Annotated in this window: 20 protein-coding genes and 1 pseudogene; 14 read left to right on the top strand and 7 right to left on the bottom strand. The window is 71.6% G+C overall.

What is annotated here, in order from left to right; translation table 11 throughout:
- Window positions 1-580: 580 nt before the first annotated feature.
- Complete coding sequence (locus ACIHEJ_RS09875) at window positions 581-1,564, bottom strand: aldo/keto reductase (RefSeq protein ID WP_391853747.1); 984 nt, start codon at window positions 1,562-1,564, stop codon at window positions 581-583.
- Window positions 1,565-1,822: 258 nt separating this feature from the next.
- Window positions 1,823-2,908 carry a ketopantoate reductase family protein gene (locus tag ACIHEJ_RS09880; protein ID WP_400134021.1) on the bottom strand — a complete coding sequence of 362 codons (1,086 nt, stop codon included), beginning with the start codon at window positions 2,906-2,908 and terminating at the stop codon, window positions 1,823-1,825.
- Window positions 2,909-3,152: 244 nt separating this feature from the next.
- Between ACIHEJ_RS09880 and ACIHEJ_RS09885 the strand changes: the two genes are divergently transcribed.
- Window positions 3,153-4,034: a helix-turn-helix domain-containing protein gene (locus ACIHEJ_RS09885; RefSeq protein ID WP_400133673.1), complete on the top strand. Its 882-nt coding sequence runs from the start codon at window positions 3,153-3,155 to the stop codon at window positions 4,032-4,034.
- A gap of 292 nt (window positions 4,035-4,326) precedes the next feature.
- On the opposite strand, the gene ACIHEJ_RS09890 is transcribed toward ACIHEJ_RS09885, so the two are convergent.
- Window positions 4,327-5,169 (bottom strand): MBL fold metallo-hydrolase, encoded by an 843-nt coding sequence (locus ACIHEJ_RS09890; RefSeq protein WP_397641628.1) that lies wholly within the window; start codon window positions 5,167-5,169, stop codon window positions 4,327-4,329.
- A 1,053-nt stretch (window positions 5,170-6,222) separates the two neighbouring features.
- Here ACIHEJ_RS09890 and ACIHEJ_RS09895 point away from each other — a divergent pair.
- The 7 genes and pseudogenes from ACIHEJ_RS09895 to ACIHEJ_RS09925 form a co-directional block, all read left to right on the top strand.
- Window positions 6,223-7,002: a transposase gene (locus ACIHEJ_RS09895; RefSeq protein ID WP_400133675.1), complete on the top strand. Its 780-nt coding sequence runs from the start codon at window positions 6,223-6,225 to the stop codon at window positions 7,000-7,002.
- 5 nt (window positions 7,003-7,007) lie between these two features.
- Window positions 7,008-7,319, top strand: coding sequence for a transposase (locus ACIHEJ_RS09900; protein WP_400133676.1), 312 nt, complete (start codon window positions 7,008-7,010; stop codon window positions 7,317-7,319).
- A 32-nt stretch (window positions 7,320-7,351) separates the two neighbouring features.
- Window positions 7,352-8,641, top strand: a complete 1,290-nt coding sequence (pcaC, locus tag ACIHEJ_RS09905) for a 4-carboxymuconolactone decarboxylase (protein WP_400133678.1) — start codon at window positions 7,352-7,354, stop codon at window positions 8,639-8,641.
- A gap of 55 nt (window positions 8,642-8,696) precedes the next feature.
- The gene (locus ACIHEJ_RS09910; RefSeq protein ID WP_400133680.1) at window positions 8,697-9,332 is read left to right on the top strand and encodes an MBL fold metallo-hydrolase; all 636 of its coding nucleotides are present in this window, start codon (window positions 8,697-8,699) and stop codon (window positions 9,330-9,332) included.
- A 44-nt stretch (window positions 9,333-9,376) separates the two neighbouring features.
- Window positions 9,377-10,156 carry an exodeoxyribonuclease III gene (locus ACIHEJ_RS09915; RefSeq protein WP_400133682.1) on the top strand — a complete coding sequence of 260 codons (780 nt, stop codon included), beginning with the start codon at window positions 9,377-9,379 and terminating at the stop codon, window positions 10,154-10,156.
- Between the two features lie 15 nt (window positions 10,157-10,171).
- A complete protein-coding gene (locus ACIHEJ_RS09920) occupies window positions 10,172-10,591 on the top strand; it encodes a DUF6278 family protein (protein ID WP_400133684.1) in 420 nt (139 codons plus the stop codon).
- A gap of 513 nt (window positions 10,592-11,104) precedes the next feature.
- Window positions 11,105-11,273: pseudogene (locus ACIHEJ_RS09925) on the top strand (amino acid ABC transporter permease); the annotation flags it as partial.
- 84 nt (window positions 11,274-11,357) lie between these two features.
- Here ACIHEJ_RS09925 and ACIHEJ_RS09930 read toward each other — a convergent pair.
- Together ACIHEJ_RS09930 and ACIHEJ_RS09935 are read right to left on the bottom strand one after the other, a co-directional pair.
- The gene (locus tag ACIHEJ_RS09930; RefSeq protein WP_400133686.1) at window positions 11,358-12,923 is read right to left on the bottom strand and encodes a CocE/NonD family hydrolase; all 1,566 of its coding nucleotides are present in this window, start codon (window positions 12,921-12,923) and stop codon (window positions 11,358-11,360) included.
- Window positions 12,924-13,029: 106 nt separating this feature from the next.
- Window positions 13,030-13,779: a hypothetical protein gene (locus tag ACIHEJ_RS09935; RefSeq protein ID WP_400133688.1), complete on the bottom strand. Its 750-nt coding sequence runs from the start codon at window positions 13,777-13,779 to the stop codon at window positions 13,030-13,032.
- Window positions 13,780-13,921: 142 nt separating this feature from the next.
- Here ACIHEJ_RS09935 and ggt point away from each other — a divergent pair, with 142 nt between their 5' ends.
- Entirely contained in the window at window positions 13,922-15,724 is a 1,803-nt protein-coding gene (ggt, locus tag ACIHEJ_RS09940) for a gamma-glutamyltransferase (protein WP_400133690.1), read from the top strand.
- Window positions 15,725-15,739: 15 nt separating this feature from the next.
- Here the strand turns inward: ggt and ACIHEJ_RS09945 are convergent, their stop codons facing one another.
- Together ACIHEJ_RS09945 and map are read right to left on the bottom strand one after the other, a co-directional pair.
- Window positions 15,740-18,280 carry an ATP-dependent Clp protease ATP-binding subunit gene (locus ACIHEJ_RS09945; protein WP_400133691.1) on the bottom strand — a complete coding sequence of 847 codons (2,541 nt, stop codon included), beginning with the start codon at window positions 18,278-18,280 and terminating at the stop codon, window positions 15,740-15,742.
- 120 nt (window positions 18,281-18,400) lie between these two features.
- On the bottom strand, window positions 18,401-19,180 hold the full coding sequence (map, locus tag ACIHEJ_RS09950) for a type I methionyl aminopeptidase (protein ID WP_400133693.1): 780 nt from the start codon (window positions 19,178-19,180) through the stop codon (window positions 18,401-18,403).
- Window positions 19,181-19,265: 85 nt separating this feature from the next.
- Here map and ACIHEJ_RS09955 point away from each other — a divergent pair, with 85 nt between their 5' ends.
- The 5 genes from ACIHEJ_RS09955 (at window position 19,266) to ACIHEJ_RS09975 (ending at window position 24,950) form a co-directional block, all read left to right on the top strand.
- Window positions 19,266-19,517 carry a helix-turn-helix domain-containing protein gene (locus ACIHEJ_RS09955; protein WP_400133695.1) on the top strand — a complete coding sequence of 84 codons (252 nt, stop codon included), beginning with the start codon at window positions 19,266-19,268 and terminating at the stop codon, window positions 19,515-19,517.
- A gap of 150 nt (window positions 19,518-19,667) precedes the next feature.
- A complete protein-coding gene (locus ACIHEJ_RS09960; protein WP_400133697.1) occupies window positions 19,668-21,029 on the top strand; it encodes a hypothetical protein in 1,362 nt (453 codons plus the stop codon).
- Window positions 21,030-21,235: 206 nt separating this feature from the next.
- Window positions 21,236-22,078, top strand: a complete 843-nt coding sequence (locus tag ACIHEJ_RS09965) for a nitrilase-related carbon-nitrogen hydrolase (RefSeq protein WP_400133699.1) — start codon at window positions 21,236-21,238, stop codon at window positions 22,076-22,078.
- A complete protein-coding gene (locus tag ACIHEJ_RS09970) occupies window positions 22,075-23,358 on the top strand; it encodes an aspartate aminotransferase family protein (RefSeq protein ID WP_400133700.1) in 1,284 nt (427 codons plus the stop codon). The genes ACIHEJ_RS09965 and ACIHEJ_RS09970 overlap by 4 nt, the downstream gene beginning before the upstream one ends.
- Before the next feature lie 17 nt (window positions 23,359-23,375).
- Window positions 23,376-24,950 carry a PucR family transcriptional regulator gene (locus ACIHEJ_RS09975; protein WP_400133702.1) on the top strand — a complete coding sequence of 525 codons (1,575 nt, stop codon included), beginning with the start codon at window positions 23,376-23,378 and terminating at the stop codon, window positions 24,948-24,950.
- Window positions 24,951-25,038 lie beyond the last annotated feature (88 nt).

The raw sequence follows: 25,038 nt of genomic DNA on the forward strand, positions 1-25,038 counted from the left end.
GCATGGCCCATGCGTGGACAGACACCACCCTGTGGGCAAGCCAGAAGAGCCCTGAGCTGCTGGAACGCCCAAGACCCAAGGAGACTCCGAAAGCCGCGGGCGCGGGCGATGTCCATAGCTGGGCCCGTCACCGGCTTGATCGCTGCCGCTGCAACCGGCTTCAGCCACGGCCGCGGCAGCGCCGCACCGACTGCGGTCGGTTTCCGGGACCGTACAAGAGCCCCACTGTCTGCGGATACGTCTGAGTCCGAAGAAGCGGCATGTGCCGGCCGAGGGCGAAGTCGCAGGTAAACGGATCCGCCGCGATACCGCCCGCCAACTCGGCTTCGGACGGGCACCCACGGCTGCGTCCTCTGACAGGGCATCACCTGGATGGTCGCGCAGGTCATGCTAGGTGAGGGGCGCACCCCGCAGGCTGTCCTTGCGGGAGCTGAAGGAGACGACGATGTGTGTGCGCATGGCTGCTGTGGGACGGTGGTCCCCTGCGGGCCGGGACGGCCTGGATCCGCGGTGAAGTAGCGGCAGTTGCCGACCGATCGTCGAAGGTGCCGGCTGCGCCGGCCGGGGCGCTGCGAGTGTGTCAGCGCTCGATCCGCTGCCTGGCCTCGTCGTTCTCGGCGCTGCCGGCAGCTGGAGGCAGGCTGTCGAGCGTGGCCATTTGTTCCGGGGTGAGTGCGACGCCGTCGGCGGCGACGTTCTCCTCGACTCGCGTCACCTGCTTGGTTCCTGGGATCGGGACGATGTGCTCGCCCTTGGCCAGCAGCCACGCCAGAGCGACCTGGGCGGGCGTGGCCCCGACCTCGTCGGCGACCGCCCGGACTTCGTCGGCGAGAGCCAGGTTGCGGTAGAAGTTCTCCCCCTGGAAGCGGGGGCTGGTCCGGCGCCAGTCGTCTTCGGCGAACTGCTCGGGGGAGCGGATCGTGCCGGTGAGGAAGCCGTGGCCGAGCGGAGAGTACGGCACGAAACCGATACCCAGTTCCCGCAGCGTGGGCAGCACGCGCTCCTCGACCTCACGGTTCCACAGCGAGTACGACGATTGGACCGCGGTCACCGGATGTACGGCGTGGGCCCGACGGATCGTTTCGGGGCCGGCCTCGCACAAGCCGAGATGCCCGACCTTGCCCTCCTGCACCAGCTCGGCGACCGTGCCGGCCACGTCTTCGATCGGCGTGTCCGGGTCGATGCGGTGCTGGTAGTACAGGTCGATGTGGTCGGTACGCAGCCGCTTGAGGGAGCCCTCGACAGCGGCACGGATGGTGGCCGGGCTGCTGTCGAGGACATGGGTGCCCCGCTCCGGTGCGGCGTGCGAGATCAGGCCGAACTTGGTGGCCAGCACGACCTCGTCACGGCGGCCCGCCAGCGCCCTGGCGACGAGTTCCTCGTTGACGTAAGGGCCGTAGACCTCGGCGGTGTCGATCAGGGTGACGCCCCGGTCGAGGGCCCGCGCGATGGTGCGGACGGATTCGGCATCGTCGCTGCCGGCGCCGGTGTAGTAGGAGGACATGCCCATCGTGCCCAGGCCGATACGGGCGACCTGCAGATCTCGCAAAGTGGTGTGCTTCATGATGACTTTCTTGGAGTGGGCGGATACGGCCGCCGCAGATTGCGACACGCTGCGGGCGGCGCTGCTGCTCGGACACCCCATGTCACGGTTTGCACCAGATGTCATCGGGCGAACAGCCGTCTCCAGGGAATCTCGTTTCGCTGTCCGGTGGCAGTGCCTGGCCTTCCAGGTAACGCCAGTACCTGCCTCGCAACCGGGACCCGCCTTCTGTGGATGGCCTCGGCGCACCGCTGCGCCGAGCCGTGCGGAACGCCGACTTCAAGCGCGCGCCGGGCGGTCTTGTGGGGCATGTGTTCCGCCGCGGACCCGGGCCGCGTCCACCGCCTCGTCAGCGAGTCGTAGCAGATCGGTGACCGGTAGTGACCGGGCGGGGCGCTTGTCCCGTGCGAACTCGGTGGCCAGACGTTGCAGGAGTTCGTTCACGGGGGTCGGGACGCCGTACAGCCGGCCCAGCAGGACGATCTCACCGTTGAGGAAGTCGGCCTCGATCGTGCCCGTGCCGCGAGCCAGGGACTGCCAGGAGGAGCCACCGCCTCCCTGGGCCCATTGGACCTTGGCGCCGCGTGCGTCGTGCTGTTCTTGCGCGCTCGCATACGGAATGCCGGCGGCATCGAGTACTGTTTCGCCCTCGGTGCGCACCTGTGCGTACAGTCGCCGGCCTCCGTCACCTGGGACCGGCCCGCTCAACGCGTCGATCGCGTTGGCGAGGTTGCCCAGCAGTTTGGCGTACTGCCAGCGCGCCACGTCTGGCACCACGGGGGCTTCGAAGCGCGCTGTCTCCAGGTCGGCGGCGATCCGGCGGACGGTGTCATCGGTGCCATGGGGGTGCCGCCCGAGGTGCAGGATGCCGCTGAGCGGAGCGCCCGACGCGGAGACGACCCCTGGTTCGACGAAGGTTGCCGGCAGCCAGACGCAGACGCCGTACACGTGGCGGAAGCGGCGCAGGGCGATCCGCTGGCTCTCGACGCCGTTCTGCGCGCACACCACGGGAAGCCGTTCCGCGGCCGTGCCGCCGCCTTCCACCGGTGCCTGGCCCCAGGTGTTCAGGGCGCCCTCGCAGTCCTGTGTCTTGACGGTCAGCACGAGCACGTCCGTGGCGCGCAACGCGCCCAACGTCTCCGGAGCGTCGACGACGGGGAGTCGGTGGACGCGCTCGCCGTCGGGGGCGCGGAAGCGCAGGCCGCCCGATTTCAGCGCCGCGTACTGCGCGCCCCTTGCGACCAGGACCACTTCGTGCCCTGCCTCAGCCATCCGCGCCCCGATGGTTCCGCCGATCGCTCCCGCTCCGATGACGATGTAGCGCGTGCCGCTGCCGCCGTCGGCGGGGCGGGAAGACGTGTCCATCGCGCGCAGGCCGATGCCGGATACTTCGGAATGTCCAAGAGCCGTCTGCTTCATGATCACTTTCCCGGGTCGGAGGCGGCCGCCGCTGGTGACTGGCGGCTGGCGGTGTCGCCGATGCGTCGGCGCCGGCCGCCCTGAACAGCCACCTCCAGCAAACCCTGCTTCCCCTACAGGTGGCAGTGCCTGGTGTTGCAGGTAATGGCAGTACCTGTCTCGCCCAAGGGGGCTCGCTTACCGTGGAGAGATGGACGACCAAGCCGAGATCAGGGAGTTCCTGGCCTCCCGCCGGGCCCGCATCACCCCCGAGCAGGCGGGACTGCCCGCCTACGGCGGCCACCGGCGGGTAAAGGGGTTGCGCCGTGAAGAGGTCGCGATGCTGGCCGGTGTGTCGGTCGACTACTACGTGCGACTGGAGCGAGGCAATCTCTCGGGTGCCTCCGACAGCGTCCTGGACGGCGTGGCCCGCGCCCTCCACCTCGACGACGCCGAACGCCAGTACCTGTTCGACCTCGCCCGGCACACCTCCCCGCCCACTAGGGCCCGCCGCCGCACCGCGGCGAAGCGCCTCCGGCCCGCCCTGCAGTACATGTTGGACGCCATCACGGACGCACCCGCATGGATCCACAACGACCGCCAGGACCTGCTGGCCGCCAACGACCTGGCACAGGCCCTGTACGCCCCACTCCTCGCTGGCCCGCGCCGCCCCGCCAACATCGCCAGGTTCATCTACCTCGACCCAGCCGCCCGCGACTTCCTCCCCGACTGGGACAAGGCCGCCAACGACGTCGCCGCAATGCTCCGTGGGGAGGCCGGCCGAAACCCCTACAGCAAGGACCTCACCGACCTCATCGGGGAGCTGTCCACCCGCAGCGAGATCTTCCGGAAACGCTGGGCAGACCACAACGTCCGGCAACACCGCACCGGACCCAAGAAAATTCATCATCCAGCCGTCGGAAACCTGGAGCTGAACTTCGAGACCATGTCCCTGGACTCCGACCCCAGCCTCACACTCGTGATCTACACCGCCGTCCCCCACAGCCCCAGCGCCGACGCCCTCCGTCTCCTGGCCACCTGGGCCGCCACCCAGAACCAGTCGCAAGCCGACCTTCACGAACGCCTCACGTAAACAACGGTGGCAACGCAGGCGCTGGTCGTGAACTGCGCTGCACATCTTGAAGGGGAGCCGCTCGCCGTCCGAAGCTGCCGGCTCTGCGTCCACCTCGGTGGTTCCTTGACTGCCCGTCAACGCCGACCGGTCAGCTGACTCTCGACCGAATGATCCTGCCCAGGTGCGAAGTGCCGCTCGGCAACAGATGCACGCGGACGCCTCTCGGCCGCGGGTCCATGAGCGGCGCCTTCACGCCGCACGCGTACCCGTTTCCAGACCGGAGCGGGGCCGAGGGCGGCGCCGGGAATCCTCAGGAGAGCGCGGTCTTGGCCGAGTTCCAGAGCACGCCGCGGTTCACGCGGTCGGGATAAAGGCGGAGCATCGACGTGTATAGGTCGGTGTGGTCGTTGGCCGTCGCCGCCGCGGCCGTGAAGTCCTCGATGTAGCGGCGGGTCCGCCTCACGTCGTCGGGGCTGTCCGGATCGCCGTCGCGCTTGTGGCCGGAGACCACGGCGCTCGGGCGCAGTGCCTCGATCACGTCCAGGGCGCGCAGCCAGTGCTCCGTGCCGTCACCCTTGGCCTCACCGAGGTACAGGTGGACGTCGCCGTAGACGGCGTCGCCGGCAACCACCAGTCCGAGGGAGGGCACGTGCAGGGCGCTCGTGCCGTCGGTGTCGGTGTGACCGAGTTCGATCGCGCGCAGTTCCTCGCCCTCCAACTCGATCCGGCCGTCGGGCAGCGGCTCGGGGACGAGGTGACGGTCGGGGAGCTGGTCAGGGAAGCGGGGCTGCCAGAACCCGTCGAACCAGGCGGACCCCCACTGCGCCCCAGCGTGGGCCGCGACGTCCGGTGCGGCGACCAGCCGGGCCTGTGGGAAGCGGTCGAGTACTGCGGGCGCCCCGAAGAAGTGGTCGCCGTGCGCGTGCGTGACGAAGATCGTGGTGACGTTCTTGCCCTGCGCGGCGACCCAGTCGGCCAGGCGGCGCGATTCGTCCACGGTCAGCAACGGGTCCACGAGCACCGCGTCACGTTCGCCGTAGATGAGCGTCGACGATGTCGGGGACCACATCCGCCGATCCTCGCCCGGTGGGAGGTCGTCGGACACCGCCGGCTTCGACGGAGCGACGTGGACGATGTAGGCGAGTGCGGTCATCACGACTCCCGCGGTCTGGGACCGTACAGCGGCCGGGCCGGCCAACAAATGAGGCCGGGGCCACGATGGCCGAAATGTGCCGAATTAGACCTCCAGGCGCTTTCGACAGTAGCTGGGTCCGAGCGGAGGTACCACTTTGCCCTGCATCGCCGATCTCCGAGGAGGTGCTGACCTACGACACGATCTTGCTTGCCAGCCAATCTGGAACGCCAGAGGGTCCCGTGATCACGACGAAGCTCACCGACCCCCATGGCTCCCACGGCTCCGCACGGTCACCACCACGCCACGATCAGCATCGGTGCCACTGAACGCGACTACGACGCTGCCTCGGCTCCGCAATCGCAGCCAGCTCTACTCGGCTGGCCGCGCGACGAACCGCCGGGTTACTGCGCCTCTCGAATACCGACCCTTCGCCAGGGCAAAATCTGGCCCGCACGCGCGGTGATGGCGGTCGTCCGGCCAGAGAAGATGGTGATGTCGGCTTCCCGGTTGAGCCCTGGCGCAGTCATTAAGGCCCGTACGGCGTGAAGCCCGATCACGGTCGCCAGAGGCCGCCCCAGTCCCCCCGCTCGGTCAGGCGTGCGGTCAAGCCATGGCCACGCACGATCGCGAGTCGTTGGCCGCGGTGTCGGCCACGGGCCGATTCGTGCCATAAACACGACAACTGATTGCCGATAAGGCGGCCCACGGCTGTCCGTCAATGCCGGTCACGGGTGGCCGGGAAGTCGACTCGCGTCACCCCGACCAAGCCAGGTTGAGGGCCGGTTCAGACAGAGTCGTCCGGCAGTGATCGAGTCATGCAGTTGGACCGACATCAGTGGGACGGTTGCACCCTGCCGTCCCGGGCGGGGGTCTGACTCATGAGATCTATGACCGAAGTGTCCAGTCACAGGCGTGTCGACTGCCGTTGCGGGATGGCGTCTGCCGGTACCGAGCCACAGGGCGCGTCCCAATAGGGGCCTTGCCGCGTTCTAGGCGCTATCACGGTTCAGACCGCCCGAGCAGGTCGGTGCCATTCACCCCAGCAGCACGTCACGTGGGAGGCGAACCATCATGACGAGCCGACAGCGCAGCACCTCCTCGAGCACGGATCCTCCCGTCCGGCGCGAGGTCGTCCTGGGCGTGGACACACACGGCGAGGTGCATGTTGCCGCCGTGCTCTCCCTGCTCGGGAATATCCTCAGCACCGAGTCCTTCCCGGCGACGGCGGCCGGCTACCGGCAGTTGCTCGTGTGGGCCCGTAAGCGGGGGACGGTGCGTCGGGCCGGCGTGGAAGGCACCGGCACCTTCGGCGCGGTCCTGTCCCGCTACCTGCTGGCCCAACAGATCCAGGTGTTCGAAGTGAACCGGCCCGATCGCTCGGCCCGCCGGCTGCTCGGGAAGTCGGACCCGCTCGACGCTCAGGCCGCCGCGCGGGCCGTGCTCAGCGGTCGCGCCCGGGCTCGGGCCAAGTCCGGCGACGGTTTGGTGCACAGCGCCCGGATCTTCAAGCTCGCCAAGGACTCCGCGGTCAAGGCCCGTACCCAGGCGATCAACCAGCTCAAAGCCGTCCTGGTCATCGCCGATCCCGCCCTGCGGGAACGGCTGTCCAGCCTGGGCAACCGCGAGCTGTTCCGCACGTTCGCACGCCTCGGCCTATCCGGCGGTGGGGGAGACGAGGACGCGGTGACCCATGCCACCCACCTGACGTTGTGCATGCTCGCCGAGCGCATCGAACAGTTCACCGGGCAGATCGATGAGCTGAACCAGCGCCTGACCCGGCTCGTCGAAGCCCACGCCCCACAGCTACTCGTACCGGTGGCATCGGTCCGGACAGCGCCGTCACTCTCCTGATCACCATGGGGGACAACCCCGAGCGGCTGAATACGGAGGCGTCCTTTGCTGCCCTTTGCGGAGTCAGCCCCATCGAGTACTCCTCCGGCCGTCGGAGCACGCGCCGGCTCAACCACGGCGGCGACCGCCAGGCCAACGCGGCCCTGCACCGCATCGTCTTCACCCGCCTGCGCCACGACCCGCGCACCAAGGCGTACTACGAACGCCGCACCCAGGAGGGCAAGACCCGCCGTGAGATCATCCGATGCCTCAAGCGATACGCAGCTCGCGAGGTATTCAACCTGGTCAGACCGGTTGCCCGCACCCCCGCGTCATAGGGGCGTCCGTGAGACGTGAGAGGGTCTGGGGCGTGAGTGAGACACCACCGAACACCCTGCAATACCGCTTTGACGGGCCAGAAGACGCTCCGGTCCTGATCTTGGGTCCCTCACTGGGTACCACATGGCACATGTGGGACCGCCAGGTGCCCGAGCTGGTCAAGCAGTGGCGGATCTTCCGCTTCGACCTGCCCGGGCACGGCGGCGCCCCCGCCCGGCCGGCCGGTTCCGTCGCCGAGCTGACGGCCCGGCTGCTGGCCACGCTGGACTCGGCCGGCGTGCAGCGGTTCGCCTACGCGGGCTGTGCGCTGGGCGGGGCGATCGGCCTCGAGCTGGCGCTGCGCCACCCCGAGCGGCTCGCCTCCCTCGCCGTGGTCGCCGCGTCGCCCCGGTTCGGCACCGCCGACGAGTTCCGGCAGCGCGGGGTGATCGTCCGGACGAACGGGCTGGACCCGATCGCCCGGACCGCGCCGGACCGCTGGTTCACCGGCGGGTTCGCCGCCGCCCAGCCCGCGATCACCGAGTGGGCGGTGCAGATGGTCCGCACCACCGACCCGGGCTGCTACATCGCCGCCTGCGAAGCCCTCGCCGCGTTCGACGTACGGGCCGAGCTGGGCCGGGTCGGGGTGCCGACGCTCGTGCTGGTCGGCTCCGACGACCAGGTCACCGGACCCGCCGAGGCCCGCACCCTGGTCGCCGGCATACCGGACGCCCGGCTCGCGGTCGTCCCCGGCGCCTCCCACCTGGTCCCGGTGGAGCAGCCCGCCGCCGTCACCGACCTGCTCGTGCACCACTTCTCCACCGCCTGGCAGCAGCCCTTCGACACCGGCCAGACGGCCCTGCCGGGCGCCCCGGCCGTCCCGGTGCAGGCCGCGCCGCCGCAGGCCGTGCCGGTCGCCGAGATCGCCCCGGCCGCCGTACCCGCGCAGCTCCCCGCGGCGCCGGACCGGTACCGGACCGGGCTGAAGATCCGCCGGGAGGTGCTCGGCGACGCGCACGTCGACCGGGCGCTGGCGCAGGCCGACGACTTCGCCGGGGACTTCCAGGAATTCGTCACCCGCTACTCCTGGGGCGAGATCTGGGACCGGCCCGGCCTGGACCGCCGTACCCGCAGCTGCGTCACGCTCACCGCGCTGGTCGCGGGCGGCCACCTGGAGGAGCTGGCCCTGCACACCCGGGCGGCGCTGCGCAACGGCCTCACCCCGGACGAGATCAAGGAGGTCCTGCTGCAGACGGCCGCGTACTGCGGGGTGCCGGCCGCGAACAGCGCCTTCCGGGTGGCCCAGCGGGTCATCCGCGAGGAGACCACACCGGCGGAGTGATACGGCCGGGGCGGTCGCGGGCGGCGGGCCGCCGCGTCCGGCAGGATGCCGGGGCATGAAGCTCACCAAGAAGTCCCACGCCTGCGTCCGCCTGGAGAAGGACGGGCAGACCCTCGTGATCGACCCCGGAGGGTTCAGCGAGGAGGACGCCGCGGTCGGCGCGGACGCGATCCTGATCACGCACGAGCACGCCGACCACTTCGACGAGTCCCGGCTGCGGGCCGCCATGGAGCACGATCCGGCGGCCCGGATCTGGACGCTGCGGTCGGTCGCCGAGCGGATCTCCGCGGCCTTCCCGGGCCGGGTGCACACCGTCGGCCACGGCGACACCTTCACCGCCGCCGGCTTCGAGGTGCAGGTCCACGGTGAACTGCACGCCGTGATCCACCCGGACATCCCGCGCATCACCAACGTCGGCTATCTGATCGACGACGGCGTGGTCTTCCACCCCGGCGACGCGCTCACCGTCCCCGACCGGCCGGTGCGGACGCTGATGCTCCCGGTGATGGCGCCCTGGAACAAGATCTCCGAGGTCATCGACTACGTCCGTGAGGTCCGGCCGCAGCGCGCCTACGACGTCCACGACGCCCTGCTCACCGACCTGGCCCGGCCGATCTACGACCGCCAGATCGGTGCCCTGGGCGGCACGGACCACCAGCGGCTGACGCCCGGGGCGTCGGCGCAGGTCTGACGTGACCACCGGCGTTGTCACACCCTCCGGGTAGGTTGTGAGGCATGCGCATCGCCACCTGGAACGTGAACTCGATCACCGCCCGCCTCCCGAGGCTGCTGGCCTGGCTGGAGAGCAGCGGCACCGACGTGCTCTGCCTCCAGGAGGCCAAGATCGCCGAGGGGCAGTTCCCGTTCGACCAGCTGCGCGAGCTGGGCTACGAGGCGGCGGTCCACGCGACCGGCCGGTGGAACGGGGTGGCGGTGCTCTCCCGCGTCGGCCTGACGGACGTGGTCAAGGGCCTGCCCGGCGACCCCGGCTACGAGGGCGTGACCGAGCCGCGGGCCGTGTCGGCGACCTGCGGCCCGGTCCGTGTCTGGTCGGTGTACGTGCCCAACGGGCGTGAGGTGGAGCACCCGCACTACGCCTACAAGCTCCAGTGGTTCGAGGCCCTGAAGGCCGCCGTCGCCGGGGACGCCTCCGGCAGCCGCCCGTTCGCGGTCCTGGGCGACTACAACGTGGCACCGACCGACGACGACGTCTTCGACGCGGCGGCCTTCGAGGGCTCCACGCATGTCACCCCGGCCGAGCGTGCCGCCCTGGCCTCCCTGCGCGAGGCCGGTCTGAGCGACGTCGTGCCCCGCCCGCTGAAGTACGAGCACCCCTTCACCTACTGGGACTACCGCCAGCTCTGCTTCCCCAAGAACCGCGGCATGCGCATCGACCTGGTGTACGGCAACGAGCCGTTCGCGCGGGCCGTCAAGGACGCCTACGTCGACCGCGAGGAGCGCAAGGGCAAGGGTGCCTCCGATCATGCGCCCGTGGTGGTCGACCTCGTCGTCTGATGCCACGCTGGGTCCATGAACCTTCCGTTCCTGGGCCACCGGCACAAGAAGCGCGGTGAGGCGGGGCTCCCCGCCGACCCCGAGGGGGTCGCCGCGCTGCTGTCGGAGTGCGAACTGCTCCGCTCGCAGGCGGCCCGGGCCGGTGTCCGCCTGGACGACACCCCGGCCTCCCTGGAGGCCCTGGACCAGCTCGTCCCGCGCTGGCGCGACGACGCCGAGACGCTGCCCTGGCTGGGCAACGACGCCGGACTGTACCTGGGCACGGTCGTGGTGCGCACGGTGCCCGGCGCCGCCTGGCGGATCCGCCCCGACGGCGACATCGTCGTCCGCCTCGCCTCCGGCCGCGAGGTCGAGGTCGTGGACGCCGGACAGGGGTGGGCGGCGAGCGGCGTGCCCGAGCTGTCACAGCTGTACGGGGAGATCGCCGAGACCTGAACCCGCCCCGCCCGTCGGGTTTAAATACGGCTTATGCCCGAAAGGTGCGTGTCGTTCTTCAAGTCCGCCGACGTCTGGATAGTTTGCGGCGACCACGACATGGCGGAGAGTGAGTAGGGCTGCGGATGGCCGTCGATCCGTTGATCGAACTGCGGAACGTCAACACGCACCACGGGAACCTGCATGTCCTCGGGGACACCGACCTCACGGCCGGCGAGGGGGAGGCGGTCGTGGTCACCGGCCCGTCGGGGCCGGGGAGGCCGACGCTCCGCACGACGGTCGACCGGTCCGCGGCCGTCCGGTCCGGCACCGTCCCGCTCGACGGGCGTCCGCTGCCCGAGGAGGGCGAGGACCTCGCACCCCCTTCGCCCTCCTCTCGCCGCTCGCCGCCGCCTGCGCGCGCTTCGGCATCGAGACCGTAAGGATGACGGATCCTCCATCTCCTCGTCGGCGCAAGGCAGTTCGCGTCCACCGGGGGGATGCCCTCCGGGTGCACGGAAGGCGCAGTTCCCGCCCGCGCCGAAGGACACCTCCCTCGGCTTCCTCATCGCCGGCGAGGAGTTCCTCCACACCGGGAAGCCCATCGCCTCCAACCTCGACTACGATTTGCCGTTCATCCCTGTGGTGATGGTGATTCCGCCGAACCGCATCGGGATGTGCATGCTGCTCTCGTGGTGCGCCGGCCGGATGGGAAGCCCCCCAAGGCCCCGGCACCCCAGGGGGCGGCAGTTCACACGGGCCAGGCTCGTCCGGCGGCAGCCGGAGATCACTGCTCGCCGAGCGGGACGGACACGTACGACGGGTCGTCCGGGGGCGAGGAGAAGGTCAGCTGCGCGCCGGACGGGTTGTGCTCGATGTAGAGCGGGTCGACCGTGTCGACCACCACCGCGAGACGGTGTCCGGCGGGGACGTCGTAGGCGGTGGAGAACAGGTCCAGGTCGACGTCGAACGGCTCACCGGGCGTCCGCCCGTGCCAGGTGTACGGCGCGTGCGTGACCAGCTTGCCGATACCGAGGGGGCCCACGTCGTACAAATAGGCGACGAGGGTGCCGCTCTCGGCGGTCGGTTCGAGCGTGGTGTGCAGGGCGGCGGTGCCGCGCACCCGCTGGGCCGTGCCGTACCGTTCCGACTGCCACACGGCCGCCCAGCGGCGCGGCAGCAGCGGCATCGAGGCCATCGGCGGCAGCTGGGCCACCTGGTCGAGGATGCTGGAGAGGAAGACGATCCCGCCGTCCGCGCCGGAGTCGACGTTCGCGTGAATGGTGGTGGAGCCCGCGAGCGCGATCTTCCGCCGGGTCGCGCCGACCGACTTCCAGTCCGGGTAGCCCTCGTATCCCCCCGCGCTACGGGACTTCAGCTGGACCGGCTGCTCATGGTCGATGCCGTTGTCGGTGCCCTTCAGGTAGTGGTCGAGCCAGCGCTCGGTGTCCGTCCAGACGTCGTTGGGCAGCCCGAACAGGCCGGTGAGTTCGGCGGTCGCGTGGTCGCCGGGGCGCAGCTCCAGCCGCTTGGGCACGGTGAGCTTCTGGTAGAAGTCCGCGTACTGGTTGGCGGGAAAGACCGTGTCGCCCCAGGCGTTGGCGAGCATCACGGCGGCGCCGTTCTTGTTCAGCTGGTCGACATAGGTCGCGACGGAACGTTTCCTGCCCCAGTCGATCATCTCCTGTTCCTTGGCGAGGTTCGAGGAGTACAGGTTGTCGAAGATCTGGCGCAGTTCGGGGCTCTCGCGGCCGGTGAGGGTGGCCGCGCCGTCGAGCACGCCCAGGGCCTGCACGTGCTGGGTGCGGCCCGAGTAGATCGAGCCGACCAGGTCGGCCCAGCCGCTGAGCGCGGCCACGGCCTTGATGCGCTTGTCGTGCGCGGCGGCGAGCAGGCTGATCCCGGCGCCGTACGAGACCCCCGCCATGCCGATGTGCCGCGGGTCGGCGGGGGTGTGGGCGAGGGCCCAGTCGATGACCTTGGAGGCGTCCGCTGTGTCCGGCGGACCGGCCACTTCTATCTGTCCGCCCGACTGCCAGAAGCCGCGCACGTTGTAGGTGACCACCACATAGCCGGCGTCGGCGAGCTTCTGGGCCTGGGCGAGGTACTCCACCTGGGGCAGGCTCCAGCTCGTGGGCAGCACGACCAGCGGGTAGTTCTGCGAGCCGTCGGCGCCGGCGGGCGTGACGACGTTCGCCTTCAGCACGGTGCCGCCGTCACCGGTGATGTCCACGAAGCGGACGGACGGCGCGGCCTGGGCGGCCGGGGCCAGGCCGACGACGGTCCCGGCGATCAACGCCGCCGAGACGGCTCCGACGGCGGAGGTGCGCAGCGCGGTGCGACCGGTTCCCATGGGTCACTCCTTCAGGTGTCGGTGCAAAGTGACCCGACGGTAACCGCCGCCCCTTACTGTAAGTAACCCGTCGGTAAGTTACGTACCAGTAAAGATTGTTGAACCGCTAAGCGGCGGCGTCGGCGGACGCGGCCTCCGGCAGCGGCGTCCGGGCCGCCCGCGTCACGTCCGCCACCAGCTCGACCACGTCCGGGCCGTACGCCTGCGAGTTGACCACCTTCAGCAGCAACACGAAGGAGCCCGTGCCGTACTTGCGGGCCAGCCGCTCGTGGTGGCGGGCGAGGTAGCGGGTGGCGGCCTGGTTGGTGACGGCCCGCTGGCCGCAGAAGAGGAACACCGGGCGGGCCTCGCTCCGGCCGCCCGCGGTGAGCCGGGCGAGCAGGACGTACTCGCTCCGGCCGCCTTCCATGCGGTAGTCCTCCCCTCCGACCCGGAACTTGCCCTGCTCCGGGCCGGCTTCGGCCTCGGCGTTCACCTGTACGCCCGGCAGCAGGGAGGAGAGGTGGGCCTCCATCCGGCGGTTCGAGGCGGGACCGCCGAGACAGAACTCCGTGCGCTCACCGAACCCCTGCCGGGTGGCGTCGTGCGCCACCACCTGCGCGTGGGCGTTGCAGTCCTTGATGAGAGCGGAGAGCTCCAGCAGTGCGAACACGTCGTGCCGCATCACCGACAGCTCCGGGCCGCCCGCGTTGCGGTTGACCACCAGCAGCGACTCCGCATGGTCCGGCAGCCCGAAGAACGCCTGCTTGCGCCGCAGTTTGCGGCGCCACAGATGCGTACGGGCGAGCCAGCCGAGCGAGGCGGAGATGCCCGTCGCCACCAGGCCCAGGACGATGTTGCGCACGTCGTCGTTCATGGCCGCGCATGCTAGCGGGCCCGGGGACCGGGTACGCACCGGTGTTCGATCTGTGACGTTCGTGTGGCAGGGCGCGCAGGCGTACTGTCGGTGGTACGGCAATCTCGTTAGGCTGCGCGGACTGTCCCGACGGGAGGTACGGATGGGTCGTCCTGGCACGCGGAAGCTGGCGGTTCTGGCGGTATCGGCCGCCTTGGTCTCGGTGGGAGCGGCGGCGCCGCCCGACGCGAGGACGAGCGAGACGGTCACCAAGGTCCCCGTCGCCGTGGGCTACGGCGGCGCGGTCGCCAGCGTCGACGCGGACGCCTCGGCCGCCGGCATCGAGGTCCTCAGGCACGGCGGCAACGCGGTCGACGCCGCCGTCGCCACCGCGGCCGCGCTCGGGGTCACCGAGCCCTATTCCGCCGGCGTCGGCGGAGGCGGCTACTTCGTCTACTACGACGCCAGGACCCGCACCGTGCACACCGTCGACGGCCGGGAGACGGCGCCGCAGAGTGCCGACTCCGGGCTGTTCACGGAGAACGGCAAGCCGCTCGCCTTCAACGACGCCGTCAGCAGCGGCCTGAGCGTGGGCACGCCGGGCACGCCCGCCACCTGGCAGACGGCCCTGGACGAGTGGGGCACGAGGAGACTCGGCACGGTCCTGCAGCCGGCCGAGCGGATCGCCCGCCACGGCTTCACCGTGGACGACACCTTCCGCTCGCAGACCGCGTCGAACGAGACCCGGTTCCGCTACTTCCCGGACACCGCGAAGCTGTTCCTGCCGAACGGGCGGCTGCCCGTCGTCGGCTCCACGTTCAAGAACCCGGAACTGGCCCGCACCTACGAGGAGCTGGGCCGCAGGGGCACGGACGCCGTCTACCGCGGGGACATCGGGGACGACATCGTCAGGACGGTCGAACACCCGCCCGTGGACCCGGCTTCCGGCTGGAACGCGCGCCCCGGCAAGCTGGCCGAGAAGGACCTCGCCGTCTACCGCGCCAAGCTCCAGGCGCCCACCAGGACGTCGTACCGGGGCCTGAACGTGTACTCCATCGCCCCGTCCTCCTCGGGCGGCACCACGGTCGGCGAGGCGCTCAACATCCTGGAGAAGACCGATCTCTCCGAGGCGAGCGAGGTGCAGTACCTGCACCACTTCATCGAGGCGAGCCGCATCGCCTTCGCCGACCGCGGACGCTGGGTCGGCGACCCCGCCTTCGAAGACGTCCCCACCAGGCAGCTGCTGTCGCAGAAGTACGCCGACTCGCGTGCCTGCCTGATCAAGGACGACGCGGTCCTCACCAGCCCGCTCGCCCCCGGCGACCCGCGCCGGCCGGCGGCCTGCGGCAAGGGCGGTACGGCGGCCCCCACGACGTACGAGGGCGAGAACACCACCCATCTGACCGTCGCCGACAAGTGGGGCAATGTCGTCTCGTACACGCTCACCATCGAGCAGACCGGCGGCAGCGGCATCACCGTGCCCGGCCGGGGCTTCCTGCTCAACAACGAGCTGACCGACTTCTCCTTCGCCCCGGCCAACCCGGCCGTGCACGACCCGAACCTGCCGGGCCCGGGCAAGCGGCCCCGCTCGTCCATCTCGCCGACCATCGTGCTCGACCGGAACAACAGGCCGGTGGTGGCGCTCGGTTCGCCGGGCGGCGCGACCATCATCACCACCGTGCTGCAGACCCTGACCGGGTTCCTCGACCGGCATCTGCCGCTGGTCGACGCCATCGCCGCACCCCGCGCGAGCCAGCGCAACGCGGCGAAGACGGAACTCGAACCGGCGCTCTACGACTCCGGCCTGAGGAAGCAGCTGGAGGCCATCGGGCACTCCTTCTCGCTCAACCCGGAGATCGGCGCGGCGACCGGTGTGCAGCGCCTGCCGGGCGGGAAGTGGCTTGCCGCCGCCGAGAAGGTACGGCGCGGCGGCGGCTCGGCGATGGTGGTGGACCCGGCGCCGTAGGGCCCACCGCGGGTCTCACAACTCCGGTGCGGGCGGCCGGGCCTCCTCGGGGCGGAAGTCCAGCCGTCCGTCCGTGACGTCCACCGTCACCCGGCTGCCCTCGGAGATCGTGCCGTTCAGCAGCAGCCGGGACAGCCGGTTGTCCACCTCGCGCTGGATGGTGCGGCGCAGCGGCCGGGCGCCGTACTCCGGCTGGTAGCCGCGCTCGGCGATCCAGTCGACGGCCGCGTCCGTGAACTCGACCGTGACGCCCTGGCCGTCCATCAGTCGCCGGGTGCCCTCCAGCAACAGGTCGGTGATCCGCCGCAGTTGCTCGCTCGTCAGCTGCCGGAAGACCACGATCTCGTCGATGCGGTTGAGGAACTCGGGCCGGAAGTGCTCGCGCAGCGGGCGCAGGATCTGCTCCCGGCGCGCCTCCTCGTCCGCGTCCGCCCCGCCCGGCCCGAACCCGATCCCGGCACCGCGCCGGGTGATCGCCTCGGAGCCGAGGTTGCTGGTCATCACGATGACCGTGTTGGTGAAGTCCACCGTCCGGCCCTGGGAGTCGGTCAGCCGGCCGTCGTCCAGCACCTGGAGCAGGATGTTGAAGACGTCCGGGTGCGCCTTCTCCACCTCGTCGAGGAGGAGCAGCGAGTACGGGTGCCGGCGCACCACCTCGGTGAGCTGGCCGGCCTCCTCGTGGCCGACGTACCCGGGCGGGGCGCCGACCAGCCGGGAGACGGTGTGCCGTTCCTGGTACTCGCTCATGTCCAGCCGGACCATGCGGTCCTCGCTGCCGAACAACGCCTCGGCGAGCGCGCGGGCCAGTTCGGTCTTGCCGACGCCGGTCGGGCCGAGGAACAGGAAGCTGCCGATCGGCCGGCGCGGGCTCGCGAGCCCCGCCCGGGAGCGCAGCACTGCCTCCGAGACCACGGCGACGGCCTCCTCCTGGCCGACCACCCGCTGGTGCAGGTGCTCCTCCAGGCCGAGCAGCCGTTCCTTCTCCTCCTGGGTGAGCCGGCTGACCGGGATGCCGGTCTGCCGGGACACCACCTCGGCGATGGCCTCGGCCGTCACCTCCAGGTCGAGCCCCTCGTCGGCCTTCTCGTCGCCGCTCACCTCGGCGATCCGCTGCTTCAGCTCGCCGATCCGGTCGCGCAGCTCCTTGGCCCGGTCGTAGTCCTCGTCCGCGACGGACTGGTCCTTGTCCCGGACGAGCTGGTCGACCTCGCGCTCCATCGCCCGCACGTCGGTGCCCTTGGTCCGGGCGCCGAGCCGTACCCGGGCGCCCGCCTGGTCGATCAGGTCGATCGCCTTGTCCGGCAGCCGCCGGTCGGTGAGATACCGGTCCGACAGCTCCACGGCCGCGACCAGCGCCTCGTCGGTGTACCGGATCTGGTGGTGGGCCTCGTAGCGGTCGCGCAGCCCGCGCAGGATCTCGACCGTGTCCTCGACCGTCGGCTCGGGCACCAGGATCGGCTGGAACCGGCGGGCCAGCGCCGCGTCCTTCTCGATCCGGCGGAACTCCTCCAGCGTGGTCGCGCCCACGATGTGCAGCTCGCCCCGGGCGAGGGCCGGCTTGAGGATGTTCCCGGCGTCCATCGCGCCGCCCTCGCCGCCGGAACCCGCGCCCACGACGGTGTGCAGCTCGTCGATGAACACGATCAGCCGGTCGGAGTGGGCGCGGATCTCCTCGACGATGTTGTTCAGGCGCTCCTCGAAGTCGCCCCGGTACCGGGTGCCGGCCACCACCCCGGTCAGGTCCAGGGCGACGACCCGGCGCCCCACCAGCACGTCCGGGACGTCGCCGTCCACGATGCGCTGGGCGAGACCCTCGACGATGGCCGTCTTGCCGACCCCCGCGTCCCCGATGAGGACGGGGTTGTTCTTGCCGCGCCGCGACAGCACCTCGATGGTCTGCTCGATCTCGGTGTCCCGGCCGATGACCGGGTCGATCCCGCCCTGCCGGGCCAGTTCGGTGAGGTCGCGGCCGTACTTGTCCAGCGTGGGCGTGCCGGTGGCCCGCTGCCGCTCCGGGCGCATCTGGGTGGTCTCCGGGGCCTCGGGCGGCAGGGAGCCGGCCGAGAACCGGGCCGCGTTCAGGATGTGCCCCGCGGCCGAGTCCGGGTTCGCGGCCAGCGCGCTCAGCACGTGCTCCGGGCCGATGTACCCCGCGCCGCTGGCCCGGGCCATGTCGTGCGCGTCCAGCAGGGCGCGCTTGACGGCCGGGGTCAGCGACAGCGAGGTCGGCGGCGGGGCCTCGCCCGGCGGGTGCTGGGCCGGGCCCGCCCGGTCGTCGATCTCCGTCGCGAGCGAGTCGGGGTCCGCGCCGGCCCGGCTCAGCAGGCTCCGGGTGGGCTCGCTGGCCACGGCCGCGCGCAGCAGGTGCTGGGTGTCCAGGTCCCGGCTGCCGTGCTCGACGGCGTACACGGCGGCCCCTCTGACCAGCTCCCGGGCCGGCTGACTGAGCAGCCGGCCGATGTCGATGTGACGCGGGCTCCGGGCTCCGCCGGCGGCCCCGCTGAAGAAGCGGGCCAGGAATTCGCCGAAGGGGTCAGGAGGGTAGCCGTTGGTCATGGCGTTCCGTTCCTTCGCTGAAGACTGGCTCCGCCGGGTAACCCGGGGGTGGGGTGCTCATGCCCACGATGGCACGATCCGTGGGGGGTGGCATGTTCGCCCACGGGGCGGGGAGGTGCGTCATCCCGACGGCACGCGTGCCGTCAGGATCCGGGGGCCGTGCTCCGTGACCGCCACCGTGTGCTCCACGTGGGCTGCACGGGAGCCGTCGCTCGTCCTGAGGGTCCAGCCGTCGCCCGCCTCGTGGTAGTCGTCCTTGCCGCTCGCGATCAGCATGGGCTCGATGGCGAGGACCATGCCCGGGCGCAGCGGCAGGCCCCGGCCCGGACGGCCCTCGTTGGGGACCTCCGGGTCCTCGTGCATCCGGCGGCCCACCCCGTGCCCGCCGAAGCCCTGCGGGATGCCGTAGCCGGCCGTGCGGCAGACCCGGCCGACGGCGTGGGCGATGTCGCCGATGCGGTGGCCCACGACGGCCGCCTCGATGCCGGCGGCGAGGGCGCGCTCGGCCGTCTCGATCAGGCGCCGGTCCGCCGGGCGCGCCCGGCCCACCGGGAAGCTGATCGCCGAGTCGCCGACCCAGCCGTCCAGCTCGGCGCCACAGTCGACGGAGAGCAGGTCGCCGTCGCGGAGGCGGTACCGGCTGGGCACGCCGTGCACGATCGCGTCGTTGACCGATGCGCAGATGACCGCGGGGAAGGGCGTCGGGGCGAAGGAGGGCCGGTAGCCGAGGAACGGCGAGGTCGCCCCGGCCGTGCGCAGCACCTCCCGCGCGACCTCGTCCAGCTCCAGCAGCGAGACGCCCACCCGGGCGGCTTGCCGTACGGCCGTCAGGGCGCGGCCGACGACCTGGCCCGCGGCGTGCATCGCGTCGAGTGATGTGTCCGTCTTCAGTTCCACCATGCCAATTACTATACCGGTATTTGAATGGGAAGAGGGTGGGTGCGGTCCGGCGGGGCGGGCAGGGGGCGGTATTAGAATGGGGCCCATGGTGCGCACCCCCCTCACTCCCGAAGAGCGTGAACGCGGCGAGCGGCTCGGACGGCTGCTGCGTGAGGCGCGCGGCGAGCGGAGCATGGTCGAGGTCGCCGCCGCGGCCGACGTCTCGCCCGAGACGCTGCGCAAGATCGAGACGGGGCGGGCACCCACGCCGGCGTTCTTCACCGTGGCCGCGCTGGCCGGGGCGCTCGGGCTGTCGATGGACGAACTGGCGGCCCTGTGCGCGCCGGTGGCCGTCTGAGCTGCCGCACGGCGCAAGGGGTGCGCGCGCCGGCCCGGAGTGCGCGCTGAGCGGTCCGCCCTCTGCCGGAAAACTCTGCGTAGCAGGCCCGTAACACGACTGGTGTTGCCTGCTGGGCGTCAGTGCCGGCGGCCGGGCGGGAGCGGGACGATGGCGGAGGGGCAACTCCCCGATCCGATGAGCGAGTTCGCGAGCTACCTGGACGGCCTGCTGGCCCGCCTCGACCCGGGCGGAGGATGGAGCGGGGTCTTCTGGCAGCGGGACCCCGAGGGCATGCGAGCCTGTCTGGAGGGGTGTGAAGTCCCGCCGTGGGACGTGGTGGAGGCACTGCTGCGGGACCTCGGCGCGGCATACGGCGCGGCCGCCGCGGCGGCCGAGCGGGAACGGGCCCGCACCCTGCACCGGGCCGCGCTCACCGCGTACGACGCCCGGCCCGGCGCCCGGGACGCCCTGGCCGACCGGCTCGACGTCATGCTCCGCGAACAGCGCTACGCCGCCGAACGCCAGGCGGAACTGAGCCGCCTGCTGTCCACGCCGGTCTCTGCCGAGGAGGCCGAGTTGCTCCGCGTCGACCTCGCCTGGGCCCGCGACGACCACGGGCGGGCCACCGCAAGGTGTGCCGAACTCCGCGACCGGTTGGCTGCGCTGCACCGGCGCCCCGCGGACGTGCCGGGGCCGAGGGGAGTTGGCGCGCAGGTGGCGCGGCGGGCCGGCGGGGCCGGCGCGCCACCGCCGACTGCCGCCCCCGCCGAGCCTCGCAGGCGCCGCCGGGGCGGCGCGCGTTTCGCCGGGATGGCCGAGAGCGACACGGCGCCCCTCGTCGTACCGCAGGCGCCGGTACCGGCCCAGGACGTGGCCGACGGGCGCCGTACGCCCCGTGGGGCCCGGTTCGCCGGAGGTGTGGCCGAGGGGGAGCCGGAGCGGGCGGCCGGCGCCGTGGGGGCGGACAGGGTCGGGGGAGGGGCTGAGGGCGAGACCGAGGAAGCGGCGCGGGAGGCCGTCGGCCGGGCCGTGGCCCGGCTGGGGCGGTTGCGGGCCGAAGGGCGCAGCGGCGAGGCGCACACGCTGCTCGTCGAGGTCACGCAGTGGCCCGCCGCCCGCTTCCCGCTGCTCGCGGACGCCCTGCACCGGGCCGGGCTCGGCGCCGACTGGGCGACGCTGCTGTGGGAGGCCGCCTCGCTGCCCGCGGAGCGGGTGGTGGCCGCCGCGGGCGCGCTGGCCTCGGCCGGGCGGCAGGAGGACGGCCGGCAGATGCTGCGGCAGGGGGTCGCCCGGCCGCCCGAGCGGATCGGTGCCGCCGTGCTGCGGCTGGACGGCGCGGGACGGCGGGACGAGGTGCGAACGCTGCTGGACGCCTACGTCCGGGTCCGTGCGCCCGAGGAGGCCGCGCGCAGTGCCGCGGCCGATCCGCGGCGGCTGGTGCCCCTGCTGCTGGAGGCCGCCCGCGCCGTCTCCGACGAACGCCACTGGGACCTCGTGCACGCACTGCGAGTCGCCGGGCACGCGACGTGACCGGCGCCGGATAATGTCGTCCCGATGTGTCCCGGTTCCGGCGTCTCCGCCGGCCCGTCGGCTCACCCACAGGAGTGCGAAACATGATCGACTCCGCGGGTTGACGACGATGGTCTTGGCAAGGGCCGCGCGGAGGCTTACGTTCGTCCCTCTACGGCCTGTTCTACGGGCGTAGAGGCTCTGACGTCCCGTCGAAGGAGCAGCTCATGGCCAACGTCGTACGAGCCGCACTGGTCCAGGCGACCTGGACCGGCGACACCGAGTCCATGGTGGCGAAACACGAGGAGCACGCCCGCGAGGCGGCCCGCCGGGGCGCGAGGATCATCGGTTTCCAGGAAGTCTTCAACGCCCCCTACTTCTGCCAGGTCCAGGAGCCCGAGCACTACCGCTGGGCCGAGCCGGTGCCCGACGGGCCGACCGTCCGCCGGATGCGGGACCTCGCCCGCGAGACCGGCATGGTGATCGTCGTACCGGTCTTCGAGGTCGAGCAGTCCGGTTTCTACTACAACACCGCCGCCGTGATCGACGCCGACGGAAGCTACCTCGGCAAGTACCGCAAGCACCACATCCCGCAGGTGAAGGGCTTCTGGGAGAAGTACTACTTCAAACCCGGCAACCTCGGCTGGCCGGTCTTCGACACCGCCGTCGGCAAGGTCGGCGTCTACATCTGCTACGACCGGCACTTCCCGGAGGGCTGGCGGCAACTCGGCCTCAACGGCGCCCAGCTGGTCTACAACCCGTCCGCCACCCACCGCGGCCTGTCCGCCTACCTCTGGCAGCTCGAGCAGCCCGCCGCGGCCGTCGCCAACGAGTACTTCGTCGCCGCCATCAACCGGATCGGCAAGGAGGAGTACGGCGACAACGACTTCTACGGCACGAGCTACTTCGTCGATCCGCGCGGACAGTTCGTGGGCGAGCCGGCGAGCGACAAGACCGAGGAACTCCTCGTCCGCGACCTCGACTTCGACCTCATCGAGAACGTGCGGCAGCAGTGGGCCTTCTACCGTGACCGCCGCCCCGACGCCTACGAAGGGCTGGTGCAGCCGTGAACGACCTGTACTCCCGCCACCGCCAGGTCCTCCCGGACTGGCTCGCCCTCTACTACGACGAGCCGATCGAGATCACCCACGGCGAGGGCCGCCACGTCTGGGACTCCGCCGGCAACAAGTACCTGGACTTCTTCGGCGGCATCCTGACGACGACGACCGCCCACGCGCTGCCCGAGGTGACCAAGGCGGTCGCCGAACAGGCCGGGCGCATCCTGCACTCCTCGACCCTCTACCTCAACCGGCCGATGGTCGAACTCGCCGAGCGGATCGCCCAGGTGAGCGGCATCCCCGACGCCCGGGTCTTCTTCACCACCTCCGGCACCGAGGCCAACGACACCGCTCTGCTGCTCGCCACCACCTACCGGCGCAGCAACACCGTCCTCGCGATGCGCAACAGCTATCACGGCCGCTCCTTCAGCACCGTCGGCATCACCGGCAACCGCGGCTGGTCCCCGACCTCGCTGTCCCCGCTGCAGACGCTGTACGTCCACGGCGGGGTGCGCACCCGGGGCCCGTTCGCCGAGCTGGACGACCGCGCGTTCATCGACGCGTGTGTCGCCGACCTGAGGGACGTCCTCGGGCACACCCGGCCGCCCGCCGCGCTGATCGCCGAACCCGTCCAGGGCGTCGGCGGCTTCACCTCCCCGCCCGACGGCCTCTACGCCGCGTTCCGCGAGGTGCTGAAGGAACACGGCGTGCTGTGGATCGCCGACGAGGTGCAGACCGGCTGGGGCCGCACCGGCGACCACTTCTGGGGCTGGCAGGCGCACGCCCGCAGCGGCCCGCCCGACCTCGTCACCTTCGCCAAGGGCATCGGCAACGGCGCCTCGATCGGCGGCGTGATCGCCCGGGCCGAGATCATGAACTGCCTGGACTCCAACAGCATCTCGACGTTCGGCGGCACCCAGATCACCATGGCCGCCGGCCTCGCCAACCTCACCTACCTCCTCGAACACGACCTGCAGGGCAATGCCCGCCGCGTCGGCGGACTGCTCATCGAACGGCTCCGGTCGGTCGCCGCCCAGCTGCCCGGCGTGCGCGAGGTGCGCGGGCGCGGCCTGATGATCGGCATCGAGCTGACCCGGCCCGGCACCGACGAGGCCGACCCGCAGGCCGCCACGACCGTGCTGGAGACGGCCCGCGAGGGCGGGCTGCTCATCGGCAAGGGCGGCGGGCACAACACCAGCGCCCTGCGCATCGCCCCGCCGCTGTCGCTCACCGTCGCCGAGGCCGAGGAGGGCGCGGCGATCCTGGAACGGGCCCTCAGGAGCACCTACTAGAGAACGGGTGTACGGCCATGACCACCACCTTGGAGTCCCGGTACGGCTGGGAAACCGCCCTCTCCGTCCGCCAGGTGCTCACCCTGGAACGGGTGCTCGCCGGGGAGCCCGAGGTGGTGGCCGGCCGCGGCCAGCTCGACCGGGCGGTGCGCTGGGTGCACGTCGCCGAGGCCGCCGACGTCGGGGTGATGCTCAGCGGCGGCGAGATGGTGCTCACCACCGGAGTGCTCCTCGCCGGCGACGAGGCCAAGCAGGCCGAGTACATCCAGTCGCTGCACCGGGCCGAGGCCGCCGCCGTCGTCCTCGGCCTGGGCCGCGCCTTCCCCGCGCCCCCGGACGCGATGCGGCGGGCGGCGGACCGCTGCGATCTGCCCCTGGTGGTCCTCCATCGGCCCTCCCCGTTCGCCGAGTTGACGGAGGAGGTCCAGTCCCGGCTGGTACGGCGGAAGTTCGCCGCCGTCAGCCTCTCGGAGTCGGTGCGGACCGCCCTCACCGGCCTCATCACGGCCGGAGCCCCCCTCGGGCGGCTCCTCGACGAAGTCGCCGTGCACAGCGGCTGCCCGGTCGTCGTCACCAACCTCGCCCACCGCGTCCTCGCCACGGCCGGGGAGCGGTCCGCGGTGGACGACGTGCTGCGCGACTGGGAGCGGATCGCCCGGCAGGCCGGCGCCGGCGCCGGCGACGGCTGGATCGGCGCCGAGCTGGGCGGCCGCGGGGAGCGGTGGGGCCGGCTGCTGCTGTGCGGCTACCGGGGGGACGCGGCCAGCGGGCGCCTCCTCGCCGACCGGGCCGCCGAGGCGCTGGTGCTGCACCGCATGCTCGGCGGCGGCTGTGCGCAGAGCTGGGAGGAACAGTCCGCGCAGAGCCTCCTGACCGACCTCCTCTCCGGTGCCGTACCGGCCCGGCAGCTGCTGCCCCGGGCCCGCGCGGCCGGACTGCCGGTGAACCGGCGGACCTTCGTCCCGCTCGTCGTCCCCGGCGCGCAGCCGGGCCGGCTCGACCGGCTGCTGCGGCTGCTCGGGCTGTCCGGGCTGGTCGCGGAGCCGGCCGGCGGCGCCACCGCCGTCCTCCTCAGCCTCGCCCGGGACCAGGACGCCGAGGCGCTCACCGGACACTTCGCGGCCCGGCTGCGTGACCAGACCGGCGCGCCGACCGCGGTCGTCGCCGCCGCCGCGCCGCGCACCGCCTGGGACGACGTGCCCGCCGGACTGCGCGAGGCCCGGCACGTCGCCGACGCCGTCGCCGACTCATCCGGCGCGCTCGACCTGCCGGCCGTGGTCCGGCTCAGGGACGTCCACTTGCGCGGGCTGGTCCGGCTGCTCCGCGACGACCCGCAGGTGCAGTCGTTCGCCGAGCGGGAGCTGGACGGGCTGCTGGGCGAGGGCGACGCGGAGCTGCTGAACGTCCTGCGGACCTACCTCGCGACCGGCCGCAACAAGTCCCGCACCGCCCAGCTCCACCACGTCTCCCGGCCGGCCCTCTACCGCCGTCTGGAGGCGATACAGGCCCGCCTCGGCGTCGACCTGGACGACTTCGAACAGGCGGCCTCCGTGCACATCGCGCTCCTCGCGCACGACGCGCAACAGCGGTGAAACAAGAGACGACTTGGAAAAACGGCGGTGAAACATGGGCCAGCGAACGCGTGACACGGTGGCACGCCGACCGCCCGCAGACGTGACA

Origin of the sequence: Streptomyces sp. NPDC052301 (genome assembly GCF_044593395.1) — a bacterium.
Taxonomy (GTDB): Bacteria; Actinomycetota; Actinomycetes; order Streptomycetales; family Streptomycetaceae; genus Streptomyces.

What these genes read in the sequence shown, in the direction of transcription:
- ACIHEJ_RS09875 (WP_391853747.1), bottom strand. Translation starts at nt 1,564, where the DNA reads ATGAAGCACACCACTTTGCGAGATCTGCAGGTCGCCCGTATCGGCCTG.
- ACIHEJ_RS09880 (WP_400134021.1), bottom strand. Translation starts at nt 2,908, where the DNA reads ATGGACACGTCTTCCCGCCCCGCCGACGGCGGCAGCGGCACGCGCTAC.
- ACIHEJ_RS09885 (WP_400133673.1), top strand. Translation starts at nt 3,153, where the DNA reads ATGGACGACCAAGCCGAGATCAGGGAGTTCCTGGCCTCCCGCCGGGCC.
- ACIHEJ_RS09890 (WP_397641628.1), bottom strand. Translation starts at nt 5,169, where the DNA reads ATGACCGCACTCGCCTACATCGTCCACGTCGCTCCGTCGAAGCCGGCG.
- ACIHEJ_RS09895 (WP_400133675.1), top strand. Translation starts at nt 6,223, where the DNA reads ATGACGAGCCGACAGCGCAGCACCTCCTCGAGCACGGATCCTCCCGTC.
- ACIHEJ_RS09900 (WP_400133676.1), top strand. Translation starts at nt 7,008, where the DNA reads ATGGGGGACAACCCCGAGCGGCTGAATACGGAGGCGTCCTTTGCTGCC.
- ACIHEJ_RS09910 (WP_400133680.1), top strand. Translation starts at nt 8,697, where the DNA reads ATGAAGCTCACCAAGAAGTCCCACGCCTGCGTCCGCCTGGAGAAGGAC.
- ACIHEJ_RS09915 (WP_400133682.1), top strand. Translation starts at nt 9,377, where the DNA reads ATGCGCATCGCCACCTGGAACGTGAACTCGATCACCGCCCGCCTCCCG.
- ACIHEJ_RS09920 (WP_400133684.1), top strand. Translation starts at nt 10,172, where the DNA reads ATGAACCTTCCGTTCCTGGGCCACCGGCACAAGAAGCGCGGTGAGGCG.
- ACIHEJ_RS09930 (WP_400133686.1), bottom strand. Translation starts at nt 12,923, where the DNA reads ATGGGAACCGGTCGCACCGCGCTGCGCACCTCCGCCGTCGGAGCCGTC.
- ACIHEJ_RS09935 (WP_400133688.1), bottom strand. Translation starts at nt 13,779, where the DNA reads ATGAACGACGACGTGCGCAACATCGTCCTGGGCCTGGTGGCGACGGGC.
- ggt (WP_400133690.1), top strand. Translation starts at nt 13,922, where the DNA reads ATGGGTCGTCCTGGCACGCGGAAGCTGGCGGTTCTGGCGGTATCGGCC.
- ACIHEJ_RS09945 (WP_400133691.1), bottom strand. Translation starts at nt 18,280, where the DNA reads ATGACCAACGGCTACCCTCCTGACCCCTTCGGCGAATTCCTGGCCCGC.
- map (WP_400133693.1), bottom strand. Translation starts at nt 19,180, where the DNA reads ATGGTGGAACTGAAGACGGACACATCACTCGACGCGATGCACGCCGCG.
- ACIHEJ_RS09955 (WP_400133695.1), top strand. Translation starts at nt 19,266, where the DNA reads ATGGTGCGCACCCCCCTCACTCCCGAAGAGCGTGAACGCGGCGAGCGG.
- ACIHEJ_RS09960 (WP_400133697.1), top strand. Translation starts at nt 19,668, where the DNA reads ATGGCGGAGGGGCAACTCCCCGATCCGATGAGCGAGTTCGCGAGCTAC.
- ACIHEJ_RS09965 (WP_400133699.1), top strand. Translation starts at nt 21,236, where the DNA reads ATGGCCAACGTCGTACGAGCCGCACTGGTCCAGGCGACCTGGACCGGC.
- ACIHEJ_RS09975 (WP_400133702.1), top strand. Translation starts at nt 23,376, where the DNA reads ATGACCACCACCTTGGAGTCCCGGTACGGCTGGGAAACCGCCCTCTCC.